Origin of the sequence: Streptomyces sp. NPDC001351, from assembly GCF_042896045.1 — a bacterium.
GTDB lineage: Bacteria > Actinomycetota > Actinomycetes > Streptomycetales > Streptomycetaceae > Streptomyces.
Genome location: NZ_JBIAWS010000002.1, coordinates 846546 through 867800, shown reverse-complemented (window position 1 = coordinate 867800; position 21255 = coordinate 846546). Strand labels below are relative to the sequence as shown.

Sequence of the window (21255 nt, the reverse complement as noted above, 5' to 3'; positions counted from 1 at the left end):
GTGGGCTACTTGACCGCGTTGCGTGACGTGCGGGGTGCGCAAGCTGCGCGGCCTCGTCGAGGACGTCCTGGAGGTTGGCCCGCCAGGAAGCCGACGCGGTGCCGGTGGAGACCGAGACCCACCAGGTCAGCGCGATGGCCCGGCGCGCGGTCGCCGGGCTCGACGGAGCTGAGGGCACGGTCGGGGTGCGGATCGTCACGGACGCGCTCGCGGGGACCGATCCACGGCGCGTGGAGCGGATCCCCACCAACCTGGTCGCCGACGCGCTTCGTCATGGCGCCCCGCCGGTGACGGTCGAGGTGGACGTGGAGAAGGACCGGGGCGGCGACGGACCGGTCGTGCGGGTCCGCGACCACGGCCCCGGCTTCCCGCCCGACCTGCTGACCGTCCTCACCCCCTCCGGTCCCCAGCGGTTCCGCACCGGCTGCGGGTCCGCGGGAACGGGCCTGGGCCTGGGCCTAGGCCTGGGCCTGGCCATCGCCTTCGGTCAGGCCCGACTGTTCGGCGCCCGTCTCACCTTCCGCAACCACCCCGACGGGGGCGCGGAGGCGACCCTGCGCCTCACCGGTGCCGGCGCCTGAAGGCAGCCGGGCGGGGCCTACTTCTCCATCCCCCGGTTCAACTCCCCCAGCAGCCGCGCCAGTTCCGCCACCTCGCGGCGGTCCCAGTGGGCCAGCTGGCTCACGTAGCGCGCCCGCCGGGCGTCACGGACCTTGCTCACCCGGCGGTGGCCCTCCTCGGTGAGGTGGACCAGCCAGGCCCGCCCGTCCGCCGGGTCGGGTTCGCGGGCGACCAGGCCCAGGTCCTCCAGGGCGCGCAGCTGGCGGGACATGGTGGCCTTGCCCACGCCGATGTAGGCGGCGAGCTCGGTGGCGCGCAGGCGGTCGTGCTCGTCGAGGCGTACGAGGAGGCCGTACGCAGCGGACTCCAGGTCGGGGTGGACCTCGCGGGCCATCTCGCCCTGGCTGGCCCGGGCGCGCCGCAGCAGAACGGTCAGTTCGCGCTCAAGGGACAGGTATTCCTGGTCCGCGCCGCTCGGTGACGTCTGGGACGACAGTCCGCCCTCGTCCCCGTTTCCGCCTTCGTGCACGTCAGCCCCTGCCTCGGTTTTCCCGATCCTGAAAGTTTCCGCCAGACCCCGTCGTTGCCGCAGCTCCACAAGTATTTCGCAGGGCTAGACCAACGGCAGCCTCCGGCCCCCCTTCCCACCGGCTCTTCTACGTGCGTAGCTTCCTTACCAGGAAATGGCCGACATGCCCACGCCAACGGCGTCTCGGCCCTGCAGCGCTTCCCCACCGAGCATCACCGAGCCCTCGGAGGCACGCTATGCCCGTGCACAGATCCGGATCGGTCCGCCCCCGGCGCCTCTTCCTCGCCGGGCTCCTGCTCGCCGCCCTCTCCCTGGCCCTCACCGCCCCGGCCGACGCGGCCGGCACAGCCAAGCCGCCGCGCGGCTCCGCCCGCATGGGCATGGGCGTCCTCGCCCACGACGGGCGGAGCGGCACCCCCGCCCCCACCGCCGCCACCCAGACGGAGGGCGTCGACGTCGCCGGCTACCAGGGCAACGTCGCCTGGTCCACGCTGTGGAGCAGCGGGGTCAAGTGGGCGTACACGAAGGCGACCGAAGGCACGTACTACACGAACCCGTACTTCGCCCAGCAGTACAACGGCTCGTACAACGTCGGCATGATCCGCGGTGCGTACCACTTCGCCACCCCCGACACCACCAGCGGCGCGACCCAGGCGAACTACTTCGTCGACCACGGCGGCGGCTGGTCCAGGGACGGCAAGACCCTCCCCGGCACCCTCGACATCGAGTGGAACCCGTACGGCGCCGAGTGCTACGGCAAGTCGGCGAGCGCGATGGTCAGCTGGATCGCCGACTTCCTGAACACGTACAAGGCGCGCACGGGCCGGGACGCCGTGATCTACACGGCGACGAGCTGGTGGAGCGACTGCACCGGGAACTACGCGGGCTTCGCCTCGGCCAACCCGCTGTGGATCGCTCGGTACGCGTCGGACGCCGGGACGCTGCCGGCAGGCTGGGGCTACTACACGATGTGGCAGTACACGTCGTCCGGGCCGACCGTCGGTGACCACGACAAGTTCAATGGAGCGCTGGACCGGGTGCAGGCACTGGCCAACGGCTGAGCCGTCGATACGCAGGGCGAAGGCCCGGGCCTCCCTCACGGGACCCGGGCCTTGCCTGTCCGGTGGCGTCCGTCACGCCGCCACCGGAACCTCCGGCTTCGCGTCGCTAGTGGCGGGCGCGAGGGCCAGCTCCAGGACCTGGCGGACGTCGGTCACGGCGTGGACGTCGAGCTTGTCCAGCACCTCCGCCGGGACGTCGTCCAGGTCGGCTTCGTTGCGCTTCGGGATGATCACCGTGGTGACACCCGCCCGGTGCGCGGCGAGCAGCTTCTGCTTCACGCCGCCGATGGGCAGGACGCGGCCGGTCAGCGAGACCTCGCCGGTCATCGCCACGTCCGTGCGGACCAGGCGCCCGGACAGGAGGGACGCCAGGGCCGTCGTCATCGTGACGCCCGCGCTCGGGCCGTCCTTCGGGACCGCGCCCGCCGGGAAGTGGATGTGCACTCCACGGTCCTTCAGGTCCGCGACCGGCAGCTCCAGTTCGGCTCCGTGGCTGCGCAGGAAGCTCAGCGCGATCTGCGCCGACTCCTTCATCACGTCACCCAGCTGACCGGTGAGCGTCAGGCCCGCCGCACCCGTCTCCGGGTCGGCCAGGGACGCCTCCACGTACAGGACGTCGCCGCCCGCGCCGGTGACCGCGAGACCGGTCGCCACGCCCGGGACCGCCGTGCGGCGCTCCGCCGGGTCCTGGGCGGACTCGGGCACGTGGTGCGGCCGTCCGATCAGGCCGCGCAGGTCACCGTCCGTGATGGTGAACGGCAGCTCACGGTCGCCCAGTTCGTGCTGCGCCGCGACCTTGCGGAGCAGCCGGGCGATCGAGCGCTCCAGGGTGCGGACGCCCGCCTCGCGGGTGTACTCGCCGGCGAGCTTGCGCAGCGCGCTCTCGTCGATGGTGACCTCGTCCGACTGCAGCCCCGCACGCTCCAGCTGACGCGGCAGCAGATGGTCCCGGGCGATGACGATCTTCTCGTCCTCGGTGTAGCCGTCCAGGCGGACCAGCTCCATGCGGTCGAGCAGGGCCTCCGGGATGGCCTCAAGGACGTTCGCCGTGGCGAGGAAGACGACGTCGCTCAGGTCGAGTTCGACCTCCAGGTAGTGGTCGCGGAAGGTGTGGTTCTGCGCCGGGTCCAGGACCTCGAGGAGCGCGGCCGCGGGGTCGCCGCGGAAGTCCGAGCCCACCTTGTCGATCTCGTCGAGCAGGACGACCGGGTTCATCGAACCGGCCTCCTTGATGGCGCGGACGACACGGCCGGGCAGCGCGCCGACGTACGTACGGCGGTGGCCGCGGATCTCCGCCTCGTCACGGACACCGCCGAGGGCGACCCGGACGAACTTGCGGCCCATGGCGTGCGCGACGGACTCGCCGAGCGAGGTCTTGCCGACGCCGGGCGGGCCGACGAGGGCCAGTACGGCACCGCCGCGGCGGCCGCCCACGACGCCGAGGCCCCGCTCGCTGCGGCGCTTGCGTACCGCCAGGTACTCGGTGATGCGCTCCTTCACGTCCTCCAGGCCCGCGTGCTCGGCGTCCAGGATCGCCTTGGCGCCCTGGATGTCGTACGCGTCCTCGGTGCGCTCGTTCCACGGCAGTTCGAGGACGGTGTCCAGCCAGGTGCGGATCCAGGAGCCCTCCGGGGACTGGTCGCTGGACCGCTCCAGCTTGTCGACCTCCTTGAGCGCCGCCTCGCGGACCTTCTCCGGCAGGTCGGCGGCCTCCACGCGGGCGCGGTAGTCGTCGGACTCCTCGCCGTCCTGCTCGCCGTTGAGCTCCCGCAGTTCCTTGCGTACGGCTTCCAGCTGGCGGCGGAGCAGGAACTCGCGCTGCTGCTTGTCGACGCCCTCCTGGACGTCCTTGGCGATGGTCTCGGCAACGTCCTGTTCGGCGAGGTGGTCGCGCAGATGCTGGGTGGCGAGCTTGAGGCGGGCGACCGGGTCGGCGGTCTCCAGCAGCTCGATCTTCTGATCGGTGCTCAGGAAGGGCGAGTATCCGGAGTTGTCGGCCAGGGCGGAGACGTCGTCGATGGCCTGCACCCGGTCGACCACCTGCCAGGCGCCGCGCTTGCGCAGCCAGGCGGTGGCAAGGGCCTTGTACTCCTTGACCAGCTCGGTGACGTGACCGGGCAGCGGCTCGGGCACGCTCTCGTCGATCCTCGTCCCCTCGACCCACAGCGCCGCACCCGGGCCGGTGGTGCCCGCGCCGATCTTCACGCGGCCGCGGCCGCGGATCAGGGCGCCCGGGTCACCGTCGGCGAGCCGGCCGACCTGCTCGACGGTGCCGAGCACACCCGTGCCCGGGTACGTCCCGTCAATGCGTGGCACCAGCAGGACCTTGGGCTTTCCCGGCTCGGAGCGGGCGGCGGCCTGGGCGGCCTCCACCGCGGCGCGTACGTCGGTGTCGTTGAGGTCCAGCGGAACCACCATGCCGGGCAGCACGACCTCGTCGTCGAGCGGCAGCACGGGCAGGGTGAGCGGTGTGGACGTCGATGCCATGATCTACCCTCCGGCAGTCAAGTTGAGTTATGCCGACTCAATGCATGGCGCTCCGCCAATGTTCCCGGGACCCCGTTCGCTGTCAGCGATCACGGCGGTGAGGTGGGCGTTTACTGGGGGCTGCCGCCCCCAGACCCCCGCTTCGGCCCTCAAGGGGCCTTGTCCTCAAACGCCGGACGGGCTGAGAAGACACAACGCCGGGCGAGGTGAAAAGAATCCGCGATCGAGCGGCAGTCAGGCCGTGGTCGTGCGGTACCAGCGGCGGATCATCGGCCAGGTCGCGATGCCTATGGCCAGGGAGATCAGGTGGCCCCAGTTGCTCAGCGGGTCCGTGAACTCGATCAGGTCTTCGACCAGCATGCCGCCGAACAGGACCAGCACCGGCCAGCGCAGCCAGGGCGTGAGCAGCCCGGCCAGGGCGCCGACACTGGCGGCGACGCCGAAGCTGATGCCGTAGTCGAAGCGGTGCAGTGAGCTGTCGGGGAGGTGGCCGACGAGGACGGCAAGGCCGATGGGGACCTCGGTCGCGAGGGTGGCCAGGACATGGCCGAGCAGGAAGACGACGGCCGTGCGCGCCCCGCCTATCCGCCGCTCCAGCGCCGTCAGGACGAGCAGAAAGCAGACCACGTACGGCGACGCGATCCCGCCCGCGATCCACAGCGCGCTGGCGAGCAGCACCAGCACGGGCGTCTGCACGAGGTGTGCGACGTCGGTGCTGGAGGCCTGGAGCAGGGTGTCGACGAGGGACGGGGCGGCGTACGTGGTGATCAGTGTGGTGAGCGCGAGGACCGCCGCGTAGGCGAAGGTGAACGGCGTACCGGTGGGGGTCGGCAGGAGGCGCCAGGGGCGGAGGGCGCGTACCGCGGGGAGCGGCACCTGCACGGTCGGTACGGCGACGGTGACCGCGCCGCGCTGACGCGGCATACCGTCGAGAAGTTCGGACACGTCGGGAAGGGGCGCGACCGAGGGTTCATTGTCGGCCGTCGCGAGGGGTTCCACGGTGCGGCGCTCCTTCCGTTGCGCCCCACCCTTCGCAACCACAGGGGTCCCTGTCTGTGACCGACGCCACGCTGGAGGCGATTCATAGCAACCTCTCATGCTTTTCCTGCGTCAGAGGACAACCCCTGCTTCCTGATTTCGTCCTCTACGGCCTCAGCGGGTCGACCTCCCTGGCGTGCGCCGCGCGGGTCGCGGGTCCCGGTCGCCGGTGCGGCGGACGGACGCCTCGCCGATGGCGCCGTCGCGGGGGGCAGAGGCGGAGGCCTGCAGCCGCCCGCCCCCCGTCCCCGGCCTGCGCCGAGCTCCAACGCCATCCCCCGCCGCAGCAGTTGAGCCCAGCACGTCCCCACGTCCCACGAACGGGTAATTCGCGGGGGGTGCGACCCCGGTAATTCCCCTGGCCGTAAACCCGAGTTCGTGCAGGATGGAGGCCATGACCGCCATCTACGACACCCCTGTGGTCCTGGACCGACGCGAGGGCCCGTACGGCGAGGTCGTGCTCCGCCGGCACGGCGAGTTGCTGCAGATCATCGCCAACGGCTGCTTCCTGATGGACACCTCGGACGGCCGCTCGGAGCGGCTCCTCGTGGACGCCGCGCTCGACGCCCTGGGCCCCCGCACGGCGCCGGACGTGCTGATCGGAGGCCTCGGCGTGGGCTTCTCGCTCGCACACGCGGCCGCCGACCCGCGCTGGGGCGCGATCACGGTCGTGGAGCGCGAGCGCGCCATCGTCGACTGGCACCTGAACGGCCCCCTCGCCGCCCTGTCGGCCGAGGCCGTCGCCGATCCGCGCACCCAGATCGTGGTGACGGATCTGATCGAGTACGTCCGTGAGACATCCGCCACTTATGACGCCCTCTGCCTGGACATCGACAACGGCCCCGACTGGACCGTCACCGAGGGCAACGACGATCTCTACTCGCCCGCCGGACTGACAAGCTGCGCAAGGGTGTTGAAGCCAGGCGGGGTGCTGGTGGTGTGGTCCGCGCAGCCCTCTCCGGATTTCGAAGAAACCTTGCGGAATGCCGGGTTCCAACAGGTGCGTACCGAAGAGATCCCGGTTGCCCGTGGCGTTCCCGACGTTGTGCACATCGCCGTCCGACCTGGATAGCCGTGGGACGGTGACTCCCCGTACTCTGCTTCTCTGGCGCAGATCATTCAAGCGTCAATCGCAAGCATGCGCAGGCATGAGCCAGGTAACGGATCACCCCACGGATTCCGGAAAGCAACTCAGGGGCGGGCGATGGAGCAGACCCACACATCCCACAACGGCACGACGGCGAGCCCGGGCGCGCAGCGCAGGGTCCTGGTGGTCGAGGACGACGCGACCATTGTCGACGCCATCGCGGCCCGCCTGCGCGCAGAGGGTTTCCTCGTGCAGACCGCGGGTGACGGCCCGGCCGCCGTCGACACCGCCGAGGCCTGGCAGCCCGACCTGCTGATCCTCGACATCATGCTGCCGGGCTTCGACGGCCTGGAGGTCTGCCGCCGTGTGCAGGCCCAGCGCCCGGTGCCGGTGCTGATGCTGACCGCGCGTGACGACGAGACCGACATGCTGGTCGGGCTCGGCGTCGGCGCCGACGACTACATGACCAAGCCGTTCTCCATGCGGGAGCTGGCCGCACGCGTGCATGTGCTGCTGCGCCGGGTGGAGCGGGCCGCACTGGCCGCCGCGACGCCCAGAAGCGGCATCCTGCGCCTCGGCGAGCTGGAGATCGACCACGCCCAGCGGCGGGTGCGCGTGCACTCCGAGGACGTGCATCTGACGCCCACCGAGTTCGACCTGCTGGTCTGCCTCGCGAACACCCCACGCGCGGTGCTCTCCCGTGAGCAGCTGCTTGCCGAGGTGTGGGACTGGGCGGACGCCTCCGGCACCCGTACGGTCGACAGCCACATCAAGGCGCTGCGCCGGAAGATCGGCGCCGAGCGGATCCGCACGGTGCACGGCGTGGGCTACGCGCTGGAGACCCCGACGCCATGAGCGGCGATCCGGCCGGCCGGAGAAGCCCCGGGGAGCCCTGGGGCGGTGTGAGCCCGTTCTCGATCAAGACCAAGCTGGGCGCGCTCGTCGTCATCGCGGTCCTGATCACCACCGGGCTGATGATGATAGCGATGCGCACGGCGACGGAGCTGCGCTTCATCACGGTCTTCTCGATGATCGCCACCCTGCTGATCACGCAGTTCGTGGCCCATTCGCTGACCGCGCCGCTGGACGACATGAACGCGGTCGCCAAGGCCATCTCGCACGGCGACTACACCCGCAGGGTGCGCGAGAACCGCCGCGACGAGCTGGGCGACCTGGCGCAGACGATCAACCGCATGGCCGACGACCTGGAGGCCCAGGACCGCCAGCGCAAGGAGCTGGTGGCGAACGTCTCGCACGAGCTGCGCACGCCCATCGCGGGCCTCAGGGCGGTGCTGGAGAACATCGTCGACGGTGTCTCCCCGGCCGACCCGGAGACCATGCGTACGGCCCTGAAGCAGACCGAGCGGCTCGGCCGGCTGGTGGAGACGCTGCTGGACCTGTCCCGGCTGGACAACGGGGTCGTACCGCTGCGCCGGCGGCGCTTCGAGGTGTGGCCGTACCTGTCGGGCGTGCTGAAGGAGGCCAACATGGCCGTGCCCGCGCGCGCGGGCATCGCCTCCGGCTCCGGCAGCCACACGCGCACGGACGTCCATCTGCACCTCGACGTGTCCCCACCGGAGCTGACCGCGCACGCGGACCCCGAGCGGATCCACCAGGTCGTGGCAAATCTCATCGACAACGCGGTCAAGCACAGCCCGCCGCACGGCCGCGTGACCGTGAAGGCGCGGCGCGGCGCGCTGCCGGAGTCGCTGGAGCTGGAGGTGCTGGACGAGGGCCCCGGCATTCCGCGCTCGGAGTGGCACCGGGTCTTCGAGCGGTTCAACCGGGGCGGCGCGGGCGCCTCCAACGGCCAGGGCGGCGACGGCGGTACGGGGCTGGGCCTCGCGATCGCCCGCTGGGCCGTCGACCTGCACGGTGGCGGGATCGGAGTGGCCGAATCCGAGCGGGGCTGCCGGATTCTCGTCACCCTCCCGGGAGAGACATCCGTTCAAAGTTGACGTAAAGTCCGAACCGGAGCCTCAAGATCCACCGGGGTCCGCCCCGGTGGACACGTGTGATCAGGCACACGCCCGCACGCAGCGCGTGCAGGGCCTGCCTCGGCGTTTCCCGTCACCCTCGCTCCGTACCGGAACCGCGTTTGTTTCCCGCCATTTCCAGGCCCGAAACGCGGTTTCCGATGTGACTTACGCGACGATGAACCTGCCCGGCCTGACCTTCCGGGTCTTGGGGGCGTAGCCTTTATTCCCGCTGTCCATCACCTTGTGAAGCGGAAGAGGGCGGTTGCCGCCGTGTCGCCACAGTCCCCCAGTAACTCGAGCATCTCGACCGACGCAGACCAAGCGGGCAAGAACCCCGCTGCGGCGTTCGGCCCCAACGAGTGGCTCGTCGACGAGATCTATCAGCAGTACCTCCAGGACCCGAATTCGGTAGACCGAGCCTGGTGGGACTTCTTCGCCGACTACAAGCCGGGCGCGCCTGCCGCCTCGGCTCCGGCGGGTACTGCGGCCGCGGGGGCCGCAGAGACCTCCACCCCGGCAGCACCGGCGCCCGCCCCGGCTGCGCAGGCCCCGGCCGCCCCCGCGGCGCCCGCCCCGGCTCCCGCGGCCCCGAAGCCCGCGGCCGCCGCTCCGGCGCCCGCTCCCGCGAAGGCCGCCCCGGCTCCGGCGAAGCCCGCCGCCAAGGCCGCGCCCGCGACCGAGGCCGCCGACGGCCCCGAGCTGGTGACCCTGCGCGGTCCCGCCGCCGCCGTCGCGAAGAACATGAACGCCTCCCTGGAGCTGCCCACGGCCACGTCCGTGCGCGCGGTCCCGGTGAAGCTGCTGTTCGACAACCGCATCGTCATCAACAACCATCTCAAGCGCGCCCGGGGCGGGAAGATCTCCTTCACGCACCTGATCGGCTACGCGATGGTGCAGGCCATCAAGACGATGCCGTCGATGAACTGGCACTACGCGGAGAAGGACGGGAAGCCCACCCTCGTCAAGCCGCCGCACGTCAACTTCGGCCTCGCGATCGACCTGGTGAAGCCCAACGGCGACCGCCAGCTGGTCGTCGCGGGCATCAAGAAGGCCGAGACGCTGAACTTCTTCGAGTTCTGGCAGGCCTACGAGGACATCGTCCGCCGCGCCCGCGACGGCAAGCTGACGATGGACGACTTCACCGGTGTCACGGTCTCCCTGACCAACCCCGGCGGCCTCGGCACCGTCCACTCGGTGCCGCGTCTGATGCCCGGCCAGTCGGTGATCATGGGCGTCGGCTCCATGGACTACCCGGCGGAGTTCCAGGGCACCAGCCAGGACACCCTGAACAAGCTCGGCATCTCGAAGGTCATGACGCTCACGTCGACCTACGACCACCGGGTCATCCAGGGCGCCGCCTCCGGCGAGTTCCTGCGGATCGTCGCGAACCTGCTGCTCGGCGAGAGCGGCTTCTACGACGAGATCTTCGAGGCCCTGCGCATCCCCTACGAGCCGGTCCGCTGGCTCAAGGACATCGACGCCTCGCACGACGACGACGTCACCAAGGCCGCCCGGGTCTTCGAGCTGATCCACTCCTACCGGGTCCGCGGCCACGTCATGGCCGACACCGACCCGCTGGAGTACCGCCAGCGCAAGCACCCCGACCTGGACATCACCGAGCACGGCCTCACCCTGTGGGACCTGGAGCGCGAGTTCGCCGTCGGCGGCTTCGCCGGCAAGTCCCTGATGAAGCTGCGCGACATCCTGGGCGTGCTGCGTGACTCGTACTGCCGCACCACCGGCATCGAGTTCATGCACATCCAGGACCCGAAGCAGCGCAAGTGGATCCAGGACCGCATCGAGCGCCCGCACTCCAAGCCGGAGCGCGAGGAGCAGCTGCGCATCCTGCGCCGGCTGAACGCGGCGGAGGCCTTCGAGACCTTCCTGCAGACGAAGTACGTCGGCCAGAAGCGCTTCTCCCTGGAGGGCGGCGAGTCCGTCATCCCGCTGCTCGACGCGGTCATCGACTCCGCCGCCGAGTCCCGCCTGGACGAGGTCGTCATCGGCATGGCCCACCGCGGCCGCCTGAACGTGCTCGCCAACATCGTCGGCAAGTCGTACGCGCAGATCTTCCGCGAGTTCGAGGGCAACCTCGACCCGAAGTCGATGCACGGCTCCGGCGACGTGAAGTACCACCTGGGCGCCCAGGGCACCTTCACCGGCCTGGACGGCGAGCAGATCACGGTCTCGCTGGCCGCGAACCCCTCCCACCTGGAGACGGTCGACCCGGTCATCGAGGGCATCACCCGCGCCAAGCAGGACATCATCAACAAGGGCGGTACGGACTTCACCGTCCTGCCGGTCGCCCTGCACGGTGACGCGGCCTTCGCGGGCCAGGGCGTGGTGGCCGAGACCCTGAACATGTCGCAGCTGCGCGGCTACCGCACCGGCGGCACGGTCCACATCGTCATCAACAACCAGGTCGGCTTCACCGCCGCCCCGGAGTCCTCCCGCTCGTCGATGTACGCGACGGACGTGGCGAGGATGATCGAGGCCCCGATCTTCCACGTGAACGGCGACGACCCGGAGGCCGTGGTCCGCGTCGCGCGGCTGGCCTTCGAGTTCCGCCAGGCGTTCAACAAGGACGTGGTGATCGACCTCATCTGCTACCGCCGCCGCGGTCACAACGAGTCGGACAACCCGGCCTTCACCCAGCCGCTGATGTACGACCTGATCGACAAGAAGCGCTCGGTGCGCAAGCTGTACACCGAGTCCCTGATCGGTCGCGGCGACATCACCCTGGAAGAGGCCGAGCAGGCCCTGCAGGACTACCAGGGCCAGCTGGAGAAGGTCTTCACCGAGGTCCGCGAGGCGGTCTCGCAGCCGGCCTCGGCTCCGACCTCGGACCCGCAGGCGGAGTTCCCGGTCGCCGTGAACACCGCGATCACCTCGGAGGTCGTGAAGCGGATCGCCGAGTCCCAGGTCAACATCCCCGACCACTTCCACGTCCACCCGCGTCTGCTGCCGCAGCTGCAGCGCCGGGCGACGATGGTCGAGGACGGCACGATCGACTGGGGCATGGGCGAGACGCTGGCCGTCGGCTCCCTGCTCCTGGAGGGCACCCCGGTCCGCCTCTCCGGCCAGGACTCCCAGCGCGGCACCTTCGGCCAGCGCCACGCGGTCCTCATCGACCGCGAGACGGGCGAGGAGCACACCCCGCTCCAGTACCTCGCCGAGGACCAGGCCCGCTACAACGTCTACAACTCCCTGCTGTCCGAGTACGCAGTCATGGGCTTCGAGTACGGCTACTCGCTGGCCCGCCCCGACGCGCTCGTGATGTGGGAGGCGCAGTTCGGCGACTTCGTCAACGGCGCGCAGACGGTCGTCGACGAGTACATCTCGGCCGCCGAGCAGAAGTGGGGCCAGACGTCCGGCGTCACCCTGCTCCTCCCCCACGGCTACGAGGGCCAGGGCCCGGACCACTCCTCGGCCCGCGTCGAGCGCTTCCTGCAGCTCTGCGCCCAGAACAACATGACGGTCGCGATGCCGACCCTCCCGTCGAACTACTTCCACCTCCTGCGGTGGCAGGTGCACAACCCGCACCACAAGCCGCTGGTGGTCTTCACCCCGAAGTCGATGCTGCGCCTGAAGGCCGCCGCGTCGAAGACGGAGGAGTTCACCTCGGGTCAGTTCCGCCCGGTCATCGGCGACTCCACGGTCGACCCGGCCGCGGTCCGCAAGGTCGTGTTCGTCGCGGGCAAGCTGTACTACGACCTGGAGGCCGAGCGCACCAAGCGCGGCGCCACGGACATCGCCATCGTCCGTGTCGAGCGGCTGTACCCGCTGCCGGGTGCGGAGCTCCAGGCGGAGATCGCCAAGTACCCGAACGTCGAGAAGTACCTGTGGGCCCAGGAGGAGCCGGCGAACCAGGGTGCCTGGCCGTTCATCGCCCTGAACCTGATCGACCACCTGGACCTGGCGGTCGGCGCGGACGTCCCGCACGGCGAGCGCCTGCGGCGGATCTCCCGCCCGCACAGCTCGTCCCCGGCGGTCGGTTCCGCGAAGCGGCACCAGGCCGAGCAGGAACAGCTCGTTCGTGAGGTGTTCGAGGCGTGAGCCTCTGACATCGGCTCGTAGGAAGGGCCCGTCCCGGGGCTTCATGGCTCGGGGCGGGCCCTCGTCCTGTCGTCACTGGGCGGGGTCGTCCTCGGGTGGGTCGTAGTAGACGGTGAGGCGGTTCACCGAGGCGCCCGCTCCCTCTGAGAAGACCTGGCGAATCCACAGACCCCGTAGCCGGGCGAGGACTTCGCGTATGCTGCCCGACTTCGCGAGCTCGGCGTCCACCGCACGGTAGGCGTCGACGCAGTACTCGTGGCGTTCCGCACGGTTCCAGAGGATCAGGGGGTAGCCCAACTCCCTTGCGGCGTCAAGCGCGTGCGGGACCTCCGGCGTGTGGTGACACAGGAGCGGTACGGCGTTTGGTATGGCGTCGCTGAGGTGCGCGCGGATGTCGGGCGGACGGCGCCACAGCGCCTTGTTCCTGTACGAAGGGGGCCACAGCCCGTGCAGCGGCCCTCGCGACACCGCAGCCCAGCGCATCGCACCTTGCCGCCGTTCGTAGCCGGTGTGCGAGCTCAGGCCGCGTACATAGACATTGCAGTCGGCGCGCAGCGCGAGACCCGGACTCCAGCCCTCGACGCTGACGGACCACAGCAGCTCTTCGGGAAGCCGGTACTCGACCGTCGGCCTGCGTCTGCTGGTGTCCGCCCGGCTCAGCGCGATCCGGAGGTTGTCCTCCAGCACCACCGGCGTGTTCTCCTCGGGTGCTGAGGCGTAGCCGTCGGCCGTGTGCAGGGGACTGACTCCTTGCGCGGCCCGGAGGCTCCATGCGTAGCGCTCAGGTCCTTCGGTGACTCTGACGGTGATGTGGCATCCGGCGGCGGCGTGGCCCGCCTCGAGAACGCGGGTCACGACCCGCTGTTGCTCGGCGGTCAGCCCACCGGGCGCCCGGCCGCTGAGCCACCGGTGCAGTTCCATGGTTCCCTCGGACGCGCCCAGCACTGAGAGATGCTCCCAGAGCAGCGCCCCGTACAGCACGACGAGTTCCTCGGACCCGACCGCGTAGAGGTGCCCGGCACCGTCTCGCCAGCTGCGGGGAACGTGGTCGGGCGCCGGGACGTCGCAGTGCGCCAGCAGACGAAGGACGGCTTGCGAGGTCCGCGGTGGATCCAGCTGGGCCAGAACGCCGTAGAGTTGCGCCTTCTGGTACGGCACAAGCAGGTCGTCGTGTGTCCACGGGCTTGCGTGGTCCCGGTCATGTGCTCGCATGATGCGGTGCCAGAGCCTTCGGTCTTCGTCCGATTGCAGGCACAGGTCCCGCAAGGTCTCGATCCGAACGGCTTCGCCTGCGCGGGTGACCACGCCGACGACCGCGCCGTCCCGTTGGCTGAGAACGGGAGCGCCGATGCTCTCGAAGGCGAATTCCGCCCCGACGATCTCCATCGTCCGAGCACCGGGCGTGCCCACGGCGAGACCGTGGGAGGCCGTCGCCCGTGTATCGCTCCCAGCGGTGTACACGACGACCTCGTCCGGACGTGTGTCCGGCGCGTCCGTGAGCCAGAGGCAGGAAACGGCAACGGTGGAGATCACCTGAAGCAGCGCCAACTCCCCCACCGCGCGCAGGAGAGTCAGGGTGTACGGAATACCCCCCGGGCCGACGGCTCTGAGCCCGCCACCATCGGCGTCCGAGGCGTGGTCCAGCAGTCGTGCGCTCGTGACGATGACGCCCGGCGCCAGGAAGAAGCCCGAGCCCAACTCCGTGTCTCCCGCGTGGATGCGCACCACGTCACTCAAGACACGTCTCGCGGCCAGGAGGTCTGCCCCGGAATCGTCGGCAGGCTCCTCCATCCGCACGACGTCGACCGGCCCGGACCAGTCCTCTCTCGTGGACGTGATCAGCACATGCCCACCGACCGGAAGATGAGCCACCGTCTCCTCGTCGTCCCAACCGCTGAACACGATCAGCCAGCGCAGCCCGGTCTCCCGCAACACCCGCTTGAGCTCGGCCAACCGGTCGTCGAGGCTGCCCTCGGCCGACAGCCCCAACTCGACACCGAGCCCGGCCAGCCGCTCACGACGACGCCGGGCCCCGAGTTCTCCGACCCACCAGACAATGTCGTACTCGGCCCGGTGACGACGGGCGTACTCGGACAGGAGTGCGGACTTTCCCGTGTGCTTCGGTCCTGTCACCACGCACGCCGCGGGCAAGCGATCGGACGTCAGGATCTCCCGCAGGTGCCGCAGCTTGTCCTCCCGCACCGAGTCGAAAAGGCCAGGCTGAGGTACTCCGCGCCACAGGAGCAGTCGAGTCCCCGGGAACATCCGTGATCCAACCGGTCCCACGGCGGACTCGGCGATTCCGAGCCGCGACAACAGGCGGCGTTCCGCGTCGGCAGGGGTCGTGTCCCACAGCCGCGTCACGGAATCCAGCTCTCCCACCCACGAGTCGGCCGCCGTGCGCATCACGGTGAAGGGCAGCAGCCGTTCCGCGTGACGGTCGAGAACCTCACGCAGCGGACCGTCCTGCTGAACCTCGGTGTACCACTCGCCGATCAGCAGGACGACGCACAGACCGGGGTGGCGGGTCAGCCGCTCCCGCAGGAAGTTCGCCAGCATCGCCGAGGTGACGGGCTCGGGCTGTCGCAGCGTCACTTCCTGCCCGTGAGCGCCCAGCACCACGGCCGTCCACGCGGCCCACGCCTCATCCGCGGCGACGTGTACGACGTCGATCGGCTCCCGCCGCACCGGAACCGGCGCCGCAGCCCCCTCGAACCGCTCCGTCACCAGCGCCGACACCTCGGCGAACGCGTCCGGCACGCCCTCGGCGTCGCCTTCCGCGAAGTCGGCGTCCCGTCCTCGCAACCGGGTCAGCGCCAGCGCCGGGAAATTACGGGCCTGCCTCCCGAAGTGGCGGTCCACATACTCGCCGCAGTGCTTGAGCACCAGCAGCGCGTCCCCGCGCGGAAGGAGCCGCAACAACGCTTCCCGTACGCCCGGTCGGAACTCGTACCACCCGTCCTCTGCCCCGCGCTCAAGGAGCCCGCTCAGCAGCACCTCGGCGAGTACCGTCGGGTCGGACTGGGGCTGCATGGCGCGCTGGACGAGTTGCATCACCGGGAGAGCGAGAGGGATCGCCGAGTAGGAGACAGCCAGCTGGACGGCCTGGCGCGAGGCGATGCGACGGAACCCGGCCACCAGGGGCTCGGCCTCGACCTCGGCGCGTACCGGGCGGGGCGCGGCCGCGGGATGGTCGGAGCGGACCCAGGCGGCGGGTGCGGGCAGAGCCAGGCCCGTGCTGCCGGCCAGGAGACGGGCCCATGTGCCGAGAGCCGTGCGCGTGGGTGCCAGGACGGGCACGGGCAGTGCTCCGGGCGGTGTCTCGCCGTCCAGTGGGGTGAACCCCAGCCGGGCGCCGAGACCTTCGTGGCGTCGGAGGACACCGGGCAGCGCGGGCAGATGGGTGCGCCGCCACATGCGCTGAGGCAGCGGCTGTACGACGGCGACGGGCGCAGCCACGCCCCAGTGGTGGAGAAGGCGCTGCATACGGCCGGAGCGCCACAGGGGACCGGCGCAGTCGCTGAGGACCAGGGTGAGCTGCCGGCCGGTCGGGTCCCTCAGTTGTTCAGCGGCGCGGACCGCCCGGTCGCCGTCCCGCGAGGTGGCCGCGACGAGGTTGGCGTCCGCGTCCTCACGGAGATGGTGCACCGTGACCTCGCGGAAGGCTCCCAGACCCTGGCAGATCTGGCGGAGTTCGTCGAGTGCCGTCTCCCAGACGCCCGTCGACGTCGACACGTCCATGAGCAGCCGGAGACGAGCCTCGCGGCGGACGGCGGGACGCAGCACGGGCAGCAGTAGGCGGGTCTCGGCCGCCTGTTCCGCCGTGGCCTGCTCGTCGAGGTGGAGGGTCGCCGAGCGGACCGGCGGTCGGTAGTGCTGGAGGGGGCGCAGCGCGCGCTGGAGCGCCAGGGGGTGTGGCAGCGCGGTGGCCATCGGCACCCGCACCGGTACGAAATCGGCCTGGCCATCGGGCTGTTCGGGCTGCGGGTGGCCGGCGGGCCCGGGGCGTTCGGCGTGCAGTCGGGTGCGAGCGCCGGATTCGCCGGGAGCCGGCGGCGCCTGCGGTGTGTCCCGGTGTTGCGGAGCAGGGCGCTGGGCGTCGTCGGGGTGATCGGCGGTCGGCCGGGGTTGCCGGGGTGTCTCGGGGCGTACGGCCGCTGGGCCGATATACCTGGCGAGCCACAGCGCCTCGGCGAGCTCGCGCGGGGACGGCTCGGCGCCCAGTGAGCGGAGCCGTTCGGCGAGTTCGCCCAGCTGCCCGTCCGGGGTGGCCATCAGCGGTGTCCGCTCCCGTGCTCGCCGTGGTCGAGCGGGCGCATGAGGGTCTCGGCCAGTCGCCGGCGGTCGGCGCCGTCGCCCCGTACGGCTTCCTGGGTGAGGTAGATGGCGTTCAGGAGCTGGTCGGAAGCGCGCAGCGCGCCGGGGGCGGAGCCGAGGAACGAGCGGATGAGGTCGCCGTTGCGGTCCGTGTCGTCGGCGCCGAAGTGGGCGGCGACCATGGCACTGAGGCGCGCACGTCCCCACTCGTCGTTGCGCGGCGAGGGCAGGTCGAGGTGGAGGCAGCGGCGCAACAGCGGGGCGGGGAAGTCCCGTTCCCCGTTGCTGGTCATCACCACGATGGGGAAGGCCCGGCAGCGCACGCGTCCGTCCCGGACGGTGGCGTGTTCGTCGTCGTCGGTGAGCACCCGGACCTCGTTGTGCCGGCCTGCGATCCGCTGCAGCTCGGGGATGCGGAACTCGCCCTCCTCCAGGGCGTTGAGCAGGTCGTTGGGCAGGTCGATGTCGCTCTTGTCGAGTTCGTCGACGAGCAGGACACGGGGGCGTGCATGAGGCACCAGGGCGGTGCCCAAGGGGCCGAGCCGTACATACTCGCCGATGTCCTTGCGCTGCTCGCCGCCGAACTTGGCCATCTGAGTGTCCTGGAGGCGGGCGATGGCGTCGTAGGTGTAGAGGCCGTCCCGCAAGGTGGTGCGGCTGACGATGGGCCACTGCAGGACACGGCCGAGGCCGAGCTCGTGGGCAAGGGCGTGGGCGAGGGTGGACTTGCCGGAGCCGGGGTCGCCGGTGACCAGCAATGGGCGGCGCAGATAGAGCGCGGCGTTGATGAGCTCCAGTTCCTCGGGTCGCCACGCGATGCCCTGCCCGCCGTGGGTACCCAGCCGGCGGGCCGACTCGCTTCCGAGGGGCGGTACCTCGTCGACGACCGGCCCACCGTCGAAGTCGCGCCAGGGCGGCGGCGGGGGCAGCCTGGTGATCCCGTCGTGCGGTACACCGGCGCCCCGGTAGATGTGCCAGTCCGTCTCGGGGGTCTCGGTCACGGTGACTCCAACGGGTCGTCGCAGAACGGGATCGGGCGGTGCGGATCGTCGTAGAGAAGTGCGAGGTCCTCCGCCCAGTACGCGCCGGAGTCGGCGTGGCTGACCCGTTCGCGCAGCACGCGCAGGCGTTCCGGCAGGGCGTTCGCGCGCCCCGCCGAGCCCAGCAGTTCGGCGACTCCGTCCTGGAACCTGCTGCAGTCCTCGGCGCAGCCGTAGGCGTGTTCGCCCTTCAGGTTCCACAGGACGACGCCGTAGCCGGCGCTGATCGCCTGGGTGAGCGGTCCGGTTCCTTCGGCAGGCGGCCTGCACAGCACCGGTACGGCGCCGGGCGGTGCCGCCTCGAGCGCCTGTGCCGCCTCGGCGTCCGAGGACAGGGGCAGTGCCTTGGGCGCGGCCTCGGTGACGCCCCGCCAGCGCTCACGCCATACGTCGGTGGGTTCGCCCCGGCGCTTGAGGCAGCGCAGCACGACCTGGCGGTGGACGCCGAAGGGGCGTTCGGCCGGGTGCGGTTTGAGGCTGCGCACGACGGGGCCGGGCCGCCACAGGTGGGCGTCGACACCGAAGTGCTCGACCGGCAGGGCGAGTTCGAGCCGTGCCCGACGATCCGTGTCGAGCCGGCCGAAAGCGCGGGTGAGCGGTTCGTTCAGGAGGTACGGCAGTTCGGCGAGGGAGGCGCCGTCGCCACCGGCGTCCTGGTCCACGGCCTGTGCGCTGTCGTGGCCGCCGGCCCAGGTCCAGATGCGCCAGTGGAAACGGTCGTGCGGACGGAACAGGTCGGGTTCCAGCTCGACGGCGACGACGGGGCCCAGATCCTGCTGGTCGCCGGCCTCCTCGGCAGGGGCCGCGGGGAGCGGGTGACCGTAGTGCTCCCGGGGGGCGGCCGAGCCCCAGGGCGGGGGTGCCCAGACGGCCACGCCCATCAGGAGGGCGCGCATATGGTCGGACAACTGCTCGGCCCGCCGTTCGACCCAGCGTTCCAGTGCCGCGGCGGCCTCCGGAGCGCGGTCCGCGCAGGTATGGGCCACCACGCGCAGGTAGTGCAGGGAGACGACGTCGGCGCCCTCGGCATGGTCGTAGAGCCAGCCGTGCCCGTCCCGCCAGTCGTGCGGCGCGTGCTCGTCCTCCCAGAACGGTTCGTCCCCCAGGACCCGCTCGATCAGCCTCTGTAACTCGGCGGGCGAGCCCGGCTGCGGCAGCGCGGCGAGCAGGGCGGAGGCCTCGGCGCTGTCGCGGGGCTTCCAGCGGCGGGCTGCCGCTCCGCACAACTCGTCCTGTGCCTTCACCCAGGACAGGCGATCGCCGGTCCGCTCGTGCCAGCGGTCGTGGGCGCGGATCAGCGCAGCGTAGGGGTCGGTGCCGAGGAGCGGCTCGCCCACCGGCACCGCGCGCCGGAAGCCGCGCAGGGCGGTGACGGCGACGGCCAGACCGCCGTCCTTGCCCGTTCGACGGGCCTTGACGACACCGGCCACCATCCCGCGGTCACGGTCGAGCAGCGGCCCGCCCGAGGCCCCATGCGGGATCTCCACGTGCGGCGCGAGGGTCAGGCCGTGGGCCCCGTCCTTGCCGTTGCACTCGGTGTGGCCGCTCCACCGCTGGGGCAGGCCGCCGTCCGGTGCCCGCCAGCCGTGCGCGGTGACGGCGAGCGGCGGGTCGTAGCGGTCCGTGAGTCGCACGCACGTGTGGTCGAGTTCGTCGGTGACCTGGAGGAGTGCCAGGTCCTGCTCCGGGTCGGTACCGCCACCCAGCCAGTACGCCAACCGTGCTCGCGCAGTCACCCGCTGGTGCCCCTGCACGCGCAGTACGCCCACCCGCTCGGGGCCGTGCGCCAGCGGCAGGACATGGGCACACGTCAGCACCCAGCCGGGCGCGACGAAGAAGCCGCTGCCCCACAACGTGTCCGGTGCCCGGCCCGGGCCTATCCGTACGGTGGCACGGCTGAGAAGCGCGTCGAGCCTGCCGTTCATACGGTCGGCGTGTTCTGCCCGTCGGTGCCGTCGGCCGCCCCTGCGGCACTCCCCTGTCCGCCGCCGTTGCGCCAGGTGAGCGTGATGGCCAGGGCCGCCTTCGCCTCGCCGTCCGCGAGCAGGGCGATGGCCTTGCCGGGCTTGACGGCGAGTTCGACGCCGAAGGTGGCGCTCACCTCGTCGGGCCCGACGGCACGCGCTGCGTCGAGCACGGCTCCCCCGACACCCTGGACCAGCTCGTTGAGCTGGTCGATCCGGGCCGCCATGTGATCGAGGGCGCCGACGTCCTCGTAGGAGAGATCGTCCTGGCCTCCGGGCACCTCGTCCGGCTCGAGAACGCTCACGCGCGCGAGAATCCTGCCGCCCGGCAGCTCGATCTCCTGGATTCTGCGGTGGTCCATGACGCTCCCCCGTGCGGCGGGACCGGACAACTTCCGCTGTCCGACTCCTGTTTGAGCCCTGTGACGACAGATGAGGTCATTGTGCACGCGCGGGTACGTTCGTGGGAGGGGTTCCGGCAGGTGGGGCACGCGCTCGCCCGGCATAACCTGGTGAGGTAGAAACCCGGCCCCAGGTCCAGCATTCAGGAGAACACCCGTGTACTTCACCGACCGAGGCATCGAAGAACTCGAGAAGCGGCGCGGCGAGGAAGAGGTCACCTTCGAGTGGCTCGCCGAGCAGCTGCGTACGTTCGTCGACCTCAACCCGGACTTCGAGGTGCCGGTGGAGCGGCTGGCGACGTGGCTGGCACGGCTGGACGACGAGGACGACGAGTAGAAGCCCGGGGAGTCCGGCTGCCGGGGCGCCCGCTTGGCGCCCCTTTTCCGTGCCCTCGGTCCAGGGCATTCGTGCGCCTCAGCCTTGGGCATGCGGGCGCCGCCTCACCCCCAGGCATGCGTCGCCTGAGTCCCAGGGCATTCGTGCGCCTCAGCCCTGGGCATGCGTCCGTCGCCTCAGTCCCAGGCATGCGTGCGTCGCCTGAGTCCCAGGGCATTCGTGTCCCTAGGCCCCAGGGCATCCGTGCGTCGCCTCAGTCCCAGGGCATTCGCCGCAGCCCTCGATCCCACGGCTGCACGACCCGCAGCCCCAAGGCCCTCGCAGCCCTCGAACCCACGGCTGCACGGCCCACAGCCCCGAGGCTTACGCGGACAGCAGTCCCAGGGCGTGCGTCGCCC

At 70.9% G+C, this 21255-nt stretch carries 14 protein-coding genes; 7 read left to right on the top strand and 7 right to left on the bottom strand.

What is annotated here, in order from left to right; translation table 11 throughout:
• Window positions 1-74: 74 nt before the first annotated feature.
• Window positions 75-581, top strand: a complete 507-nt coding sequence (locus ACFY1U_RS09635) for a sensor histidine kinase (RefSeq protein WP_390693532.1) — start codon at window positions 75-77, stop codon at window positions 579-581.
• A gap of 17 nt (window positions 582-598) precedes the next feature.
• Here ACFY1U_RS09635 and ACFY1U_RS09630 read toward each other — a convergent pair whose 3' ends face one another.
• Window positions 599-1090 (bottom strand): MarR family winged helix-turn-helix transcriptional regulator, encoded by a 492-nt coding sequence (locus ACFY1U_RS09630; RefSeq protein WP_390693531.1) that lies wholly within the window; start codon window positions 1088-1090, stop codon window positions 599-601.
• Between the two features lie 236 nt (window positions 1091-1326).
• Between ACFY1U_RS09630 and ACFY1U_RS09625 the strand changes: the two genes are divergently transcribed.
• Window positions 1327-2151: a lysozyme gene (locus tag ACFY1U_RS09625; RefSeq protein ID WP_390693530.1), complete on the top strand. Its 825-nt coding sequence runs from the start codon at window positions 1327-1329 to the stop codon at window positions 2149-2151.
• A gap of 72 nt (window positions 2152-2223) precedes the next feature.
• On the opposite strand, the gene lon is transcribed toward ACFY1U_RS09625, so the two are convergent.
• Together lon and ACFY1U_RS09615 are read right to left on the bottom strand one after the other, a co-directional pair.
• On the bottom strand, window positions 2224-4638 hold the full coding sequence (lon, locus tag ACFY1U_RS09620; RefSeq protein WP_390693529.1) for an endopeptidase La: 2415 nt from the start codon (window positions 4636-4638) through the stop codon (window positions 2224-2226).
• A gap of 234 nt (window positions 4639-4872) precedes the next feature.
• Entirely contained in the window at window positions 4873-5637 is a 765-nt protein-coding gene (locus ACFY1U_RS09615) for a rhomboid-like protein (protein WP_390693528.1), read from the bottom strand.
• A 433-nt stretch (window positions 5638-6070) separates the two neighbouring features.
• On the opposite strand from ACFY1U_RS09615, the gene ACFY1U_RS09610 reads away from it, so the two are divergent.
• From ACFY1U_RS09610 to ACFY1U_RS09595, 4 genes are all read left to right on the top strand, one after another.
• Complete coding sequence (locus ACFY1U_RS09610) at window positions 6071-6748, top strand: spermidine synthase (protein ID WP_390693527.1); 678 nt, start codon at window positions 6071-6073, stop codon at window positions 6746-6748.
• A 132-nt stretch (window positions 6749-6880) separates the two neighbouring features.
• Window positions 6881-7618, top strand: coding sequence for a response regulator transcription factor (locus tag ACFY1U_RS09605; RefSeq protein ID WP_390693526.1), 738 nt, complete (start codon window positions 6881-6883; stop codon window positions 7616-7618).
• Window positions 7615-8721: an ATP-binding protein gene (locus ACFY1U_RS09600; protein ID WP_390693525.1), complete on the top strand. Its 1107-nt coding sequence runs from the start codon at window positions 7615-7617 to the stop codon at window positions 8719-8721. The genes ACFY1U_RS09605 and ACFY1U_RS09600 overlap by 4 nt, the downstream gene beginning before the upstream one ends.
• Window positions 8722-9012: 291 nt before the next feature.
• Entirely contained in the window at window positions 9013-12798 is a 3786-nt protein-coding gene (locus ACFY1U_RS09595; protein WP_390693524.1) for a multifunctional oxoglutarate decarboxylase/oxoglutarate dehydrogenase thiamine pyrophosphate-binding subunit/dihydrolipoyllysine-residue succinyltransferase subunit, read from the top strand.
• Window positions 12799-12870: 72 nt separating this feature from the next.
• Here the strand turns inward: ACFY1U_RS09595 and ACFY1U_RS09590 are convergent, their stop codons facing one another.
• The 4 genes from ACFY1U_RS09590 to ACFY1U_RS09575 are packed head-to-tail and all read right to left on the bottom strand — an operon-like array spanning window position 12871 to window position 20481.
• Window positions 12871-17073, bottom strand: coding sequence for an SAV_2336 N-terminal domain-related protein (locus ACFY1U_RS09590; protein ID WP_390693523.1), 4203 nt, complete (start codon window positions 17071-17073; stop codon window positions 12871-12873).
• Entirely contained in the window at window positions 17073-18116 is a 1044-nt protein-coding gene (locus ACFY1U_RS09585) for an AAA family ATPase (RefSeq protein WP_390693522.1), read from the bottom strand. Before ACFY1U_RS09585 ends, ACFY1U_RS09590 begins: the two co-directional genes overlap by 1 nt.
• Entirely contained in the window at window positions 18113-20080 is a 1968-nt protein-coding gene (locus tag ACFY1U_RS09580) for a trypsin-like peptidase domain-containing protein (protein ID WP_390693521.1), read from the bottom strand. The genes ACFY1U_RS09585 and ACFY1U_RS09580 overlap by 4 nt, the downstream gene beginning before the upstream one ends.
• Window positions 20077-20481 carry a CU044_2847 family protein gene (locus ACFY1U_RS09575; RefSeq protein ID WP_390693520.1) on the bottom strand — a complete coding sequence of 135 codons (405 nt, stop codon included), beginning with the start codon at window positions 20479-20481 and terminating at the stop codon, window positions 20077-20079. Before ACFY1U_RS09575 ends, ACFY1U_RS09580 begins: the two co-directional genes overlap by 4 nt.
• Window positions 20482-20677: 196 nt before the next feature.
• Here ACFY1U_RS09575 and ACFY1U_RS09570 point away from each other — a divergent pair, with 196 nt between their 5' ends.
• Window positions 20678-20857, top strand: coding sequence for a DUF6104 family protein (locus tag ACFY1U_RS09570; protein ID WP_003992906.1), 180 nt, complete (start codon window positions 20678-20680; stop codon window positions 20855-20857).
• The last annotated feature ends 398 nt before the right edge of the window (window positions 20858-21255 follow it).

Bases quoted from the DNA above. Each gene is read 5' to 3' on its own strand.
- ACFY1U_RS09590 (WP_390693523.1), bottom strand. From the start codon at position 17,073: ATGGCCACCCCGGACGGGCAGCTGGGCGAACTCGCCGAACGGCTCCGC.
- ACFY1U_RS09610 (WP_390693527.1), top strand. From the start codon at position 6,071: ATGACCGCCATCTACGACACCCCTGTGGTCCTGGACCGACGCGAGGGC.
- ACFY1U_RS09580 (WP_390693521.1), bottom strand. From the start codon at position 20,080: ATGAACGGCAGGCTCGACGCGCTTCTCAGCCGTGCCACCGTACGGATA.
- ACFY1U_RS09605 (WP_390693526.1), top strand. From the start codon at position 6,881: ATGGAGCAGACCCACACATCCCACAACGGCACGACGGCGAGCCCGGGC.
- lon (WP_390693529.1), bottom strand. From the start codon at position 4,638: ATGGCATCGACGTCCACACCGCTCACCCTGCCCGTGCTGCCGCTCGAC.
- ACFY1U_RS09625 (WP_390693530.1), top strand. From the start codon at position 1,327: ATGCCCGTGCACAGATCCGGATCGGTCCGCCCCCGGCGCCTCTTCCTC.
- ACFY1U_RS09600 (WP_390693525.1), top strand. From the start codon at position 7,615: ATGAGCGGCGATCCGGCCGGCCGGAGAAGCCCCGGGGAGCCCTGGGGC.
- ACFY1U_RS09575 (WP_390693520.1), bottom strand. From the start codon at position 20,481: ATGGACCACCGCAGAATCCAGGAGATCGAGCTGCCGGGCGGCAGGATT.